Origin of the sequence: Mesorhizobium sp. M0909, assembly GCF_040319515.1 — a bacterium.
GTDB lineage: Bacteria > Pseudomonadota > Alphaproteobacteria > Rhizobiales > Rhizobiaceae > Mesorhizobium.
In genome coordinates this window covers 39,655-53,178 of record NZ_JAMYOA010000019.1, presented here as the reverse complement: position 1 = coordinate 53,178, position 13,524 = coordinate 39,655, and the positions used below count along the sequence as shown (strand labels likewise).

Annotated in this window: 5 protein-coding genes and 2 pseudogenes; 5 read left to right on the top strand and 2 right to left on the bottom strand. The window is 56.6% G+C overall.

The features are described 5' to 3' along the window. Positions 1-204: 204 nt before the first annotated feature. On the top strand, positions 205-4,308 hold the full coding sequence (gene eruA / locus NKH83_RS24845) for an NACHT domain-containing antiphage protein EruA (RefSeq protein WP_352807966.1): 4,104 nt from the start codon (positions 205-207) through the stop codon (positions 4,306-4,308). A 16-nt stretch (positions 4,309-4,324) separates the two neighbouring features. Here the strand turns inward: eruA and NKH83_RS24840 are convergent, their stop codons facing one another. Both NKH83_RS24840 and NKH83_RS24835 read right to left on the bottom strand, forming a co-directional pair. Then, complete coding sequence (locus NKH83_RS24840; protein WP_352807965.1) at positions 4,325-8,950, bottom strand: hypothetical protein; 4,626 nt, start codon at positions 8,948-8,950, stop codon at positions 4,325-4,327. 203 nt (positions 8,951-9,153) lie between these two features. Further along, positions 9,154-9,470 (bottom strand): annotated as a pseudogene (locus NKH83_RS24835) (IS110 family transposase); the annotation flags it as partial. A 246-nt stretch (positions 9,471-9,716) separates the two neighbouring features. Between NKH83_RS24835 and NKH83_RS24830 the strand changes: the two are divergent. From NKH83_RS24830 to metK, 4 genes and pseudogenes are all read left to right on the top strand, one after another. Next, positions 9,717-9,920 (top strand): annotated as a pseudogene (locus NKH83_RS24830) (transposase); the annotation flags it as partial. Positions 9,921-10,498: 578 nt separating this feature from the next. Continuing rightward, positions 10,499-10,675, top strand: a complete 177-nt coding sequence (locus NKH83_RS24825) for an ArsR family transcriptional regulator (protein WP_352458265.1) — start codon at positions 10,499-10,501, stop codon at positions 10,673-10,675. A gap of 207 nt (positions 10,676-10,882) precedes the next feature. Further along, positions 10,883-12,220 (top strand): serine hydroxymethyltransferase, encoded by a 1,338-nt coding sequence (glyA, locus tag NKH83_RS24820; protein ID WP_352807964.1) that lies wholly within the window; start codon positions 10,883-10,885, stop codon positions 12,218-12,220. A 53-nt stretch (positions 12,221-12,273) separates the two neighbouring features. Next, positions 12,274-13,449 carry a methionine adenosyltransferase gene (metK, locus tag NKH83_RS24815; RefSeq protein ID WP_352452623.1) on the top strand — a complete coding sequence of 392 codons (1,176 nt, stop codon included), beginning with the start codon at positions 12,274-12,276 and terminating at the stop codon, positions 13,447-13,449. The last annotated feature ends 75 nt before the right edge of the window (positions 13,450-13,524 follow it).

Here is a 13,524-nt window from a genome sequence, read left to right as displayed (position 1 = left end):
AAATTTAAATATTTGCAAACAAGCACTCTACTCAATACGCGAGGCTCAGCGGGTTCTTTCGTGTTCGTCCGATAGGCGCCGCGCGTCAGCACGATGGAGTTGACGGGAACTACTGAACGAATCCAGGCACACGCCAGTCACGTGCGTTCCACCAATCTTAAATTGCAGCTTGGGTGAGACATTGGCGGCGCTTATGCTGCATGAATGGACCAAAATTATATTCCACGATCGCTCTATCACGGGGACAGGATCATTTCAGAGGCGGCTTTGCTCGCCGAAGAGGCACTCATTGTTGTGCTAGCAGAACCAGGTGCTGGCAAGAGCGATCTTCTGACGAGCATGGCCGCCCATTTAGGTGGTGAATTCTGCACAGCAACCAGCTTCCGTCACCGCTCGGTGATAGCCGAGGTTCCGTCATTGGTCATCGATGCTCTCGATGAAGTGGCCCGTATAGACCAATCTGCAATTGATCAGATCATCGTCAAGGCAAAGGAGTCGCAGGCGGGTATCGTCGTGCTGGCCTGTCGCTCCAGTGAATGGGACCCGGCACGAACCCGGCTTTTGCAACAGTGCTTCGGCTCTGAGCCGGCCGTGGTACGGCTTTTGCCGTTTTCCGAAGCGGAACAGAAGCTGCTTTTTGAAGCCTATCTTCCGGGAGAGGATTTCACAGCGTTCCTCAATGAAGCTGCTCGCTTCGAGCTCGTGCCGCTTTTAGGTAATCCACAATTTCTCAAGCTCTTCTCTGACGCCTATGTGCAGAGCGGTCGGAAGTTCGTGACAAAAAGCAGGATTTTCGTTGACGCGGTCGAGAGGCTGACCTCGGAGCGAAGCGCATCGCCAAAACAGCGCGGACGGCCGCCCTCTGATGCAATTATCCGCGTCGGAGAAGAGCTCTTTGCAAAACTGCTGTTATCGGGATCAACAGGCTTATCTTCTGTAGAGCAGCCAGGCGATATGGATTTCCCGTATCTGCGGGCGGTCAGCACCGCTGACCTGTCATTGTTGCAATCCACGCTCGACACGCGGCTCTTCAAACCATCAGCCACACCCGCGAGGCACGAGCCGGTGCATCGCATCGTTTCAGAATATTGTGCCGCACGCTATCTTGCGACACGCATTGACGATGCTACCGATCCGCTTTCCCTTGGCCGGTGTCTCGCGGTAATCGCGCCCAACAGCGTAGTGCGCGACGAGCTTCGGGGCATGCTCGGATGGATGGCGGCTGTAGGAAGTCCCCATATCCAACGGGCTTGTATCGACGTCGACCCTTATGCGGTGCTGGCCAACGGCGACCCGTCGCAACTTACGTCGTCATCCAAGCATCTTCTCATGACACGACTGCGCGAGCTCTCAAAAATCGATCCGTATTTCCGCCGCAGCGACTCCTGGCGGCGATTTAGCGTGGCTGGCCTCTTCAGCGTCGATATGGTCGATGACCTGAAAGAGCAGCTGACTGGCGACAAAGTCGCGCCCGAGTTGCGCGATCTTCTTCTCGAACTTCTTCAAGCATCCGACGCTATCCCGCACCTCGAAGAAGAGCTTTGCTGCATCATGCTCGACGCTGACAACCAGTTGTCGTCTCGTATGCGTGCGCAGCACCTTCTCACGGAATTGCCGGACCGCGACCGCGGGCCGGATGTCACAACCCTGATTGCGATGGGCGATACAGCCTCGTTGCGTATCGCGACTGATATCACCGAATTGGGTATGAAGGTGATCGGAAGGGAGCAGGTACTCGCCTTGCTCCAAAGAATTGCAGCAACAGGGAAGGTCAGGAAACGACGCGATCAAGCGGCGCCGGAGCTTCGTTTTTACGTGAGGCAGTTTATCAGCACGTTCGACCTGCCCGGCACAGAATGGCTTCTCGACGAGCTTACCCGTGGCCTCACCTGCACATGCGGTGCAACACGCGAACATCGATGCAATTGTCGTATCGAGGTCAGCAAGATCGCCGGCTCACTGCTTGACCAATATTTCAAGCTGTCGACCAAAACACATGCGCCAGACAAAATTTGGGGATGGACGAAATCTCTGACGTTTGATCGCACCAAATCGTCAGATCAGAGCATCGCAGTGCAGGCACTGACCGAGAACGACGAATTACGGCAGGCGATACATCGGCTCGCTTTCGCAGGTTGTGCCGACGACAAGGACGTATGGGACGTTCGGATGCGCCTCTCGATGAGCCAGCGTCATTCGGGGTTGCAGATGAACCTACGTGATTATCGTGCCCTGCTCGACCATGCCTTTGAAACGGGCAATGCCGCATTGTGGGGCGGATTTTATTCCATGCATAACATTTATTCGGAAAAGAAAGGTCCAGACGATTTCCGGGCCTTGATGCGCAGGCAAGGACGCGAACGATCAGAGCTGCTCAGAATCTGGTCCAAGCGTGAGCGTGAAACCCGTTCATTGATAGACAAGGATCGGTATCGCTGGCCGAGATCAAACCGTAGATGGCAACGCAAGGAAGATCAAACCAAACTAGCGAGGCTAGCCTTTTTTCGAGAAAATTTGGCAAGAATCGAGGCCGGTGCGCACTGGGGTGCACTCCGACTGATTGCCGACTACTACCTTCTCCAACCCGAAAAGATGGGTGAGATATTCGATGACGTTCGCAGCGCTGCCAGAGCGCTTCTGAACAGCTTCCCCTTGCTCGACGAGCATGTTCCGACTCTATCAGCTCTTTCTCAACAACGGAAGGCGGTCACGCGGGTGCTGCACGCCGCATGTCTCGCATATTTTCGCGGGTCAGGAACTCTTGAGCGGATCGATCGTAAAGTCCTTGCCGCCGTGAAGACTGATTTGGGGGGGTATGGTGGATATGGGGAAGGAGAAGGCAAGGCTTTGCAAGCCGAGATCGATCGACTGCTGTTTGGGGATCTTTCGGATGTCGAAGCCTATGCGCGAGAATTTATCGAACCCCAGCTAACTCAACCGGGCGACCCACCTACCGATGTCGGCTGGCTTCGTCACAAACAGGCATTCAAACCTCTTCAAAAAACACTGGCGTTGGAATGGCTGGAGCGGTTTCCGGAAATGCCCAAGGGGGCCAGAGATACGCTCTTTGACATCTGTGCGGAGCATGCTGATCGCTCAAGACTACGGCACTTAATCGAACAACAATGTGCGGCGTGGACCGGGCGTGAAGCTACGACCGACGACGAAAAGTCCGACCAAAAATTCTGGTTTCTGCGGGCACTATTCTTCCTAGAAGATCCGCCGGGAGCTGTTTGGGAAGCGCTAAAGGCTGATCCGCAGACGATAACCCGTTTGGAGCATCGAGCGGGCCGGTTTTATCGGGATGACGCGGTGGGGTGGCCTGTGCTCTCGGCCAAGAAGGTATTTGCAATCTTAGACGCATACGTCGATGTATGGCCGAAGGTCTTTCTACCCAGCTCGTGGGGTACGGGCGACCCGCCCGGCGAAACGGCCTATCGCTTTCTGAGCGATGTGGTTCACCTAATAGGACGCGATTCTCCTGATCAGAGCCTCCCGGTCCTGGACAAGCTTTTGTCCGATGATCGCTTTGCTGATTTCCACAGGGATGCCCGCAGCATGAAAGCTGCGGCGCACCGGAAACAGGCGCTACAGGATTTTCGAACGCCCTCTGCAAAGGACATCGTCAATTTTCTCGACCATAGCAAGATCGCCACCGTGGAGGATTTGCGTGCATTGTTGGTTGAAGAACTGGTGGAATACCAGCGATGGGTTCAGGGCGCCGAGACCGACCCGCTCAACATGTTCTATCCGGGCGGCGAGCACCTCGATGAAAATAGTTCGCGCGATCGGATCGTTGACCGGCTACAGGTGAAAATGTCGGCCTTGAACCTCTCGGTCACAATCGAACATCACATGGCGCATGCGAACCGATGCGACATCACAGCATCAGTGATTATTGACGGTCGACGGCGGCTGCTCGTCATCGAGGTCAAAGGGCAGTGGCATTCAAAGCTCTTTTCAGCCGCCTCGGCGCAGCTTCACGACCGCTATAGCGTGCACCCTGATGCGGCGGATCAAGGCATCTATCTCGTTCTATGGTTCGGGGCAGGTGAGAAAATCGCGGGGCGTAAAGACTTATCCATAACGACGACGGCACAGCTAAAGGACGCTATTATTGAACAGATGCCGGTCGATCTACGCCGGGTCATCGACGTGGTCATACTGGATCTTTCGCGAAGACCTTGCGGCTCGGGGGATGCAACGGGGGTGCGCAGCGACCCCCTTGCCAAGAAGGTGCGGAAAAAGCGCGGTACACCCGCACACATTTTGCGAAACGCGCGAACGGAGTTCGTTTGGTTCATCTGAACCGCGTTCGGATGCTTCAATTCAGCTTCATATTGCGAGGCCAGAGGCCGTCGACAAGCTTTTGGTCGAGGAATTTCTCCCCCATATCCTTTTCGCGTTTCTCTATCGCTCGCTTAAGTTCAGAGCGCTGTCGCTCGAATATGATCTGAGAATGATGGTTCAGTTTACATCCATCAAGCATCCGCCAGACGCGACGGTCAGCACTGCTCTTGAGGAGTTCGAAATCCGCTGACGCGTATATGCCATTGTCGGCTGACCTGAACTGCTCCAGCCAATGAACAATTGAGCGGCGGCGCTCCCTCCATCCTTCGGCATAGCGCCAGACATTTCCGAGCCAAGACGCCTGTATGTCCAGGCGCTCTAGGTCTTCGACACGCGGCGACGAAAGGCCCAGATAGCCCCGAACAATCATAGCCCGCCCCCGTCTCCAGATGGAGGGTGATTGGGCTTCAGAAATAGTCCAACCGATCAATCGCTGCTGGAGGTCTGGAGTCTCTGCGTGCAAGGTGCAATCGAGTAGCTCGCGGTCGTTTTCACAGAAGTCGAACGCTTCAATCTGAAGTGCCCACCCCTTGGGGCTCGTGCACGCGAAAGGCATGGTGAGAAGCCAGTCCGAGCCGAGGTTCGTTCGATATACAGTATGATGTCTCGTAGACAGGAGGTTACGCCATATCGAGGCAAAACGAATTGGGTCGCATTTGAGTCCAACGGAGACCATCGGATATAGGAGACCAGGCTCATGGACAGCGAGTTGATTCAGATTGTCAGCAGACTGAATCGAGAGGAAATCCGCAATAGCCTCAAAGGCGGTCGGCTCTGCGGTCCAGAGCGTTTCAAGGCCAGCGCTCGGAATGGTCCAGTCGGGACGCCGCCTGCCGCTTGCAAGGGTCGATTGATCCGAACGCTGAACAGCCTCAATTGCTTGGTCAATGATTTCTTGGCGCGCATCGGCATCGAACCCCAATCGAAATCGTTCGGCCAGCGTGAGAGCCGATTTATTGAGACCGTGCTGAAGCGTGACACTTCGAGTTTCCAGTTGAGTGTCATCGGTTGCAAAATTGGAAATGGACGTCGCCGGCAATGGTCGCTTCTCTGCGTCCAAGACTGACCGCAGTTTGGCGATCAAAATGGCACTGATCACCGCTGGCCCATCCTTTGTATTCTCGGCGGCGCGCACAAGATGGCGAGGATGAAGACGCCGAACCACCTCATTGAGGGAAAGCGACGCCTTTGCGAGAACCAAACTTCCCCAGAAGGCTTCATCATCGTCTCGGGCATTCCCGACAGTCCAATCCAAGGCGATCAACTCGGCAGCCGCCGCAGGCGCATCGGATTTAGCCAAAATCTCCAGTTCGGGCGCTCGGCAATGCGGAGATGATTGTCTCAGGCGCTCCAGCAATGCAGTGCGCAGGGCATTGGTCAAATCCACACCCGTGGCAGCCACCAAAAAGAGCGCACTTCGCAATCGATTTCGTTCGAGGCCGCCATGAATAGCTTTCGCCAATGCATCGAGCCCAGTGGCACTCGGAATGCTGAACGTCAGCGCCAAATCACGATAGATAACTTGCGACGGTTCCAAGCTCAGGAGCAGGCTAATCTGCTCGTCGCCGTCCTTTGCCAACAAAAATTGGGCCGCCATCCGCAGATTCGCGCTATCCGGATCGTCTCCAGGTATCGACATAAGCGGCACAAGGTCGGCTGCATCAAGTACCGACATTTCCATGATGATAACAAACATGGCTCTTTCCGGCGACACTTGGCCGGCCGCGACGTGACCCGAAAGTCGGCGCGTAATGGCTGCTCTATCATCGCGCGCTGCCCGGGCCAAAACGGGCATCCAATGCTCTAATGCAAGGGATTCGGAAGTGTGGCCCCTTGATTGATAGATTGCCGTAACGTCGAGATTTCTTGCAAAATCCGTGGCCTCGCGAACAAGGCTTTCCGGTAGTCTCATCTTAGGATGGAGTAGCCAGTCCCGCGCATATGACAAGCGAACATGAGGTTTTTCGGTTTGGTCGGCGACCTTCTGAGTGGCTTCCTCGACGGTTGCAGGTCTTTCCCATACTGAAATTGTTTTGATTAACTCTTGTCGTTCGTCTCTAAGCCCAGATTTGTCAAAGGCGTCTGCAACGACGGTCATGGCCTGAGGCGTCCCAATTGCCCATCCAAGTGAACCTGCGGCATGCGCCATCAGAATGTCATTGCCCAAGGTGAAAGATTGCGCTTGTGACAACGCTTGATCGACTAGGGCGATCTCGGAGGGTTCGGCACCGCGCAGCAGCGCTGCGATATATTTATCGTCATGGTCTCCGTACCGAACAGACCCGGCTATGGACCAAACCCTTATCAAAGGCATCAGGTCATCACGACTGTGAAAAGCAAGAACGCTAACGGCGTAGCCAAAGGCGTGCGATCCATCAGGCTCTTCGCCATCTGCTATGGTGAGAGTTTCATCGGCCTCCTTGAACGGTTTATTCAAAACCAAGCGATCGCCGAGGCGTTTGCGCAGTCGCTCAAGTCGCTTTTCACGCAAAGCAGACCGGTCGTCTGTTTGCCCCAAGAATGGCCACTCCATTAGACCGATCAAGCCGGCCCAATGACGAGCACGTTCAATCAGTGCTACCCTCAATTCGCTCGCACCAGTGAGGGGTCTAATAATATAAGCAAGGCGTTCGGACGCCTCTGCGTCGCCTGCGAACCAGACGTATTCGGCGACATCCACAAGAGCTGTGTTTATGCGCCGTGAAATAGCAAGAATGTCGTCTTCGTGTTCGTCGGAAAGGTTTGGCCTATCGAGCCAAAGGGCGAATATCGCGGCTTGGGCTGCTCTCCTACCGTCCGCTAATGCGGCGGCCCAACTGGCAACTCGAAGCACTTCACAATCGAATGAGGCCCCGCCCCACGGCTCTATCCAGCTTCGAACTTCACTGACAATCTGTCCAATCGTCCAATCCGCAGGAAGTTCTAGCGCTCGGCGCCAGAGATCCCAGCCAAGTGCAAATGCCGCGAATGACAATGTTAGACGGGTATCTTCCCCGGACCGTTCGGCAAGCCCGCCGTCAACCAGTTCCGTAAGTGTTTGCAAGACGCGCTCTGGATTGTCCGCAAAAGGGTTTGCGTTCCGGACGGCGTGATGTAGGTCAGCCGTCGCTATTCGCGAAGGATTCGGCGATGCCTTATCGATTGCCTTTGCAACTTGCCGGAGTGCTTCCTTGAAATCGGGTTCCGCAAGGATGTCACGGTTTCGTGCCAGGCGGTCTTTCCAGTCCTCCCAATACAAGCGAGCTGGCGTGAACTCGCCCACTTTTTCAAGCTCTTCACGGTATCGGAGTGCTAGGTCGAAAAGTCGCGGACGGCGTAGCAATTCCGTCATTTCATCGGATAAAGAGGATCGGGGAATTTTGTGGTTCTTAAGACCTCGGTCGAGTTCCGCGTCTGCGAAGAGGCCTATACGGATAACCTGCGGTTTCTGGCTCAGTCCAACAAACTCATTGAAATCGTGCTCGAACGCATAGGGACGACACGTAGCAAGAACACGAACGCGCTGGCGATAGGGTTCGTCTTGCAGTCGCGTCAGCAACTCGGTCCAATCGCTCTTTCGTCGTTCGTTGAGACCGTCAAGAAAAAGTGTCACGATAGGGGCTTGGATATCGTCATAACTGAGCAACATCTCGGCTTTCTTGACCCATTCCGCAGGGGAGCGACCCAACATCATGCTGAGCGCGCAACTCATGAGTGTTATGGGGTCTTTCGAAACGGAAACCGCTTTGGTAACCGGAAGCAAGAGGGTCTCAGAGGCATTCTCCAAAAGCCAATGAAGAGCGGAGAGAGTCTTGCCAACTCCTTCGTCGCCGACAAAAAAGCAGGGATTTCCCTTTGTCGCCGCGGCTTTAATGCTTGCGCTGTTAGCATCGACCACATCACGGCGAACGAATTCGGCCCACGGGTCACCCAACCGTCCAGGGGCGGGTCTAGCCCTGAGGCGACGGACCAGTTTCTGCGGTTCCGACATCGTCTCTCGCCACCAGGCATCGACTGCCGCACGCAACGTCGCAAGCGTGAAATCGGGTCCCGAGAGTTTTTGGCGAAGCTCAAGAGCCCGCCCAGAGAAATTTGGCTCCCGTCTAAGGCGGTCGATTGCGGCTTGGGCTTCTGCCGGAAGCCGTAGGGCAGCGGCCTTTGGCGCCATAGCAATCAATTGGACAAGGTCTGAGCCGCCCGTGGGCGGAGCGTCGAGCGTGAGAAGGCCGATTGCTTTTTCTTCCGCCTCGCGGCGGAGTGCTCGTTCAAGTTGCTCTGGGACAGGCCGACTAGCAGCGAGCACCCAAAGATCAGGTTTCGGCTCACGATGGGTCGCTTCAACGAAGCCACCGAGTACATTGCGCTGATTTAAAGAAGTAGTGTCTCGATAGAGCTTGGCTTCGAAAACCGTTTCAAACGGGCCTCGTGCACTTCCGTCACCCCCGTACTGGCTTCCGCTTCGCGAACAAAAGAAGCGTCTCCCACAGATTTCTGACAGCGCCTCGCCTACAAGATTCTCGAATTCGCTGTCTACTATGCTTTGCATATGCCGAAGCAGAACTTCTTCATCGAGCGGCCTTTTCGTTGCCCCGCGTTTCTTCCGGCTAGCCATTTTCTTCATCTTTCCCGCCAATCACTGCGGCTGAGGTCAGGGACAACCGGGCAGGTCGCAGGGGCGGCCAGCTACTAACGCGAGCTCTCAGCTCATCGAATACATCGGCCTGCCCGCACTTGGCGTGCTACCGGTGCCCCTGTTCCGGATGGTCGCACCATACGCCGAAAATCGCTCATCTCCAGCGGGGATCGGATGGCACCGTCATGATCATACCCGCTGGCATGGAGCTGCGCCAAACGCCGGCATCGATCTTGTCGGTCTTGATCCTGGCATGGGCGATCGCCTTCACCTGCATCGGGTTGGCGACAATCACCCGGCCGACATAGGGCGACAGAACCCGCACCACCGCCATGGCGTTGCCCGTGGCCTCGACGACAACCTCATCCGTCCGTCGCAAATTGCGGCCGAACCCTTCCAGTCCCGAGCGGGTCATGTCGAGCCGTTCGTGATGGCGCAGCCGGCCGTCTTCCCAAACCACCACCTCCGCAAAGGTGCGGTGGATGTCCATTCCAATCACACGTCTCATCGGCTCCCTCTCCTCAACAATCGGGAGCCAGCGGGCGACGCGACACCTACGGATCCGCGCTCTCGGCGCAACCGGGCAGGTCGCAGGGGCGGCCAGCTACTAACGCGAGCTCGCAGCTCATCGAATACATCGGCCTGCCTGCACTTGGCGTGCTCCCGGTGCCCCTGTCCCGGATGGTCGCACCATACGCCGAAAATCGCTCATCTCCAGCGGGGATCGGATGGCACCGTCATGATCATACCGGTTACCAACATGCTGGAGCGGCTGAACCAGGAGATCAAGCGGCGCACCCTGGTCGTTCGCATCTTCCCCAACCCGCGGAGCTGTCTGCGGCTGGTTCGGGCATTGGCGGTGGAGATCCACGAGAACTGGCTCGAGGCGACCCGCTACCTCAACATGGATCATCTGCGCGAGCACAAGAAGGAGAGCCTGAGGGCCTTGGCCGCCTGAGCACCGTCATGTGTCCGCCGCTCCGCTAAACACGGGGGCTGCGCGGCGGACACGCCGACGTCACCGCAATGCCACGCCATTTTGCAGAACTTGACGCACACAACTGACTACGAACTACTTGGCCAGGAAGAAGATCGGTTTGAAAGGGAATCTTCCTTTGTCATCTTTGCATCACGGCGATCAGTGTGCTCGAGATTGACCGCTGCAAGCCGGGAGCAAGAGCGGCTGGGCAAACGTTGCAACAGATCCTTCAAGGAAATTCATAGACTCTTAGCAACTCCGGTTCGCTGTGAATGGTAGGCTTATTGCAACGTCTGAGGTCAGTGGGGTCCAAACCGTGCGCCGCTTATTCTTCGACCCGCTGAAGCTAAAGCCAATCGCAAGAAGAGCGCCCATCTTGTTTGTTCGACACAGCCATATCGGCTCAAAACAGTATCTTCACGGCCACCAAGATTGTCCGGTCGCTGGACAACGAACCATATAATTTGGTTCGAAAGCTGCAACATCTGTGGAGAACGCGAAATGACAAATTCAGTAGGACGAGTGCCCCGGCTTTCCATGTGGCTTGGTCCTGACCCATGATGACACTGGTCAGTCGCCTACGCACGGCAGCGCATTTTGATCGCCTTCGAATCCTGGGCCTTTGCGCGCATGCGGACCTAACTGTCTGCGAGCTAGCGGAGATTCTGGGCGTGCGTCGCGAGCGGGTTGTGCGACACGTCCGGCTGCTCGCCAGAGCCGACTTTCTTTACTGAACGAACAACGTCCGTGGTGCTCGTACCATCTCAAAGCACGAGGTAAGGACGGCGGGCTGGTTCAATTGTTGGTTGATCTCCTGCCCCACGGCGATGGCTATCACAAACGAGACCTTCAACGGCTCGAAGCGAAACAAGACGCGCCGTCGAAGGGGATCGCATGCTTGACCGTGAAATAGATCAGTCCAATTGGAGCGCGAAACCACCATGGACAACTCCGCCGACGGCGCCATCGCGCCGCCCGACACTTACGGACGGTCTCGCTTGGCGGCGGTTGATTGCCGCGTTCACGAACTGCTTCTAAGACAGGAGCGGCAGGAACGGACGACGCTCAAACTGATCGCATCTGAGAACTTTGCCTCCTCGGCCGTGCTGGAAGCGACCGGTTCGATTTTCACGAACAAGTACGCCGAGGGGTACGCCGCTGCGCGCTACTACGCGGGAAACGAGATCGTCGATGAGCTTGAAACCCTCGCCATTGAGCGCTTGAAAACATTATTTGGCAGCGAACACGCCAACGTCCAGCCTTATTCCGGCTCGCCGGCCAATCAGGCCGTCTACCGCGCGCTTTTGAGCCCCGGTGACAAGGTCATGGGCTTGCCCCTTCCGGAAGGGGGCCATCTGAGTCATGGTTGGGCCATCAACTTTTCCGGGACTGACTATCAACGCTTCCCTTATGGGCTGCACGAAAAGACGCAGCAAATTGACTATGACCGCGTGGGCGAGACAGCCAAGCGGGAACGGCCGCGGCTCATTTGGGTCCGCGGGACTGCTTATCCGCGTGTCTTTGACTACGCGGCAATTGCAGAAATCGCCCTGGAAGCGAACTCCTATCTCGTAGCCGACATTGCGCACATCAGCGGCCTGATTGCCGCGGGAGCGCACCCGAATCCCGTGCGCCATTGCGACGTGGTCAGCAGCACCTCCCACAAATCGATCCGCGGTCCCCGCGGTGGTTTCATTTTGTCCAGGAACGAAGATCGCTATCAGGCCCTGTATCATACAAAGAGCAAATACAATCTCGCCAGACGAATAGACCGGGCCGTCTTTCCTCACCTCCAAGGCGGGCCCCACATGAATGCCATCGCTGCGCTAGCAGTTGCCTTGCACGAAGCCGCGAACCCGTCCTTCCGAAGCTACGGCCAACAGACCGTCAAGAATGCCAAGGCTCTTGCACAGGCACTGATCGAGCGAGGTTATGACCTGGTTACCGGGGGGACGGACAATCACATGCTGATCCTTGATCTGCGCGATCGACCACTGTCGGGCAAGGCCTATGCCGAGCGGCTAGCAAAGGCAGGCATCATCACAAACTTTAATATGGTGCCTGGCGACCCGCGGGATCCGGCGGTCACAAGCGGAATTCGCCTGGGGTCGCCAGCAGTGACGTCCATGGGCATGCGCGATGTGGAAATGGTGCAAATTGCTGGCTTCATTGACTGCGTCCTCCGGCGGCCCGATGACGAAGATCTCCATGCCTGTGTGCGAAGAGACGTTGCCGATTTGTGCGCTGCGTTCGAGGTCCCGGGCATCACCAACAGGTAGTGGGCTAAGCAAGATGCCCCATACAAACTCCAACACCCGAAACGAGGCATTTCATGGCTAGGCAGTTCGTGTTCTCTTCCGAATCGGTTGGCGCGGGACACCCGGATAAGTTGGCCGACAACATCTCGGATGCCATCCTCGATGCCATCCTCCGCACCGATCCCAAGGCGCGCGTCGCCTGTGAAGCGTTGGTAAAATCAGGGATAGTCGTTCTGGCTGGCGAGATTACCAGCGATGCGCGGGTGGATTATAGCCAAGTTGCGCGCGATACGATTCTCGATATTGGATACGACGATGAGGCCGTCGGCTTTGACGGCCGGCGTTGCTCCGTCGTTCATGCACTCACCGAGCAATCGCCCGACATTAGCCAGGGCGTTGACGAGGGACGAGGGCAGGACCTCCAGCAGGGAGCGGGAGATCAGGGCCTCATGTTCGGCTACGCATGCCGCGAAACCGATACCCTGATGCCTTTGCCGATCCAGCTCGCGCATCGCTTGACGAAACGACAGGCAGATGTCCGGAAAGCACGACAGCTTGGCTGGTTGCGTCCTGATATGAAATCCCAAGTCTCAGTGCGCTATGAGGGGTTGCGCCCGGTCGCCCTTGATACCATCGTCGTATCGACCCAACATGACGAGCAGGTCTCGCAAGAGACGGTCCGCGAGGGCGTCATTGAGGAAATCATAAAGCCTGTCCTGCCGACCCACCTGGAGACGGAAGGCATCAGAATTCTGGTCAACCCGACGGGGAGGTTCGTAGTCGGCGGGCCGCGCGGCGACTGCGGTCTCACTGGACGCAAGATCATCGTCGATTCGTATGGTGGGATGGGTCGTCACGGCGGCGGCGCTTTTTCGGGCAAGGACCCGTCCAAGGTTGACCGCTCAGCTGCCTATGCGGCCCGGTATGTCGCAAAGAATATCGTCGCTAGCGGACTTGCGGACGTCTGCGAGGTGCAGCTTGCTTACGCAATCGGCGTGGCCAGTCCGGTTTCTGTCATGGTCAACACGTTCGGGACAGCGAGGGTTGAGGAAAGAAGGATCGAGCGCCTCATTCTTGAGTTGTTCGATCTCAGACCGAAGGGCATTATCAAGATGCTTGATCTCTTACGCCCTATATACCGCAAGACCGCGACCTATGGCCATTTCGGCCGTGAAGAGCCTGACTTCACCTGGGAGAAGACAGACAGGGCCGACGAATTGCGTCGCGAGGCAGGACTTGCCGCCCCGTGAGGGCTGGCGCCGAACGGATTGGCAAGCGGAAAGCCCATTCCCACTGGCCAGACCCGCCCGCGCCCGGCGTGGCAG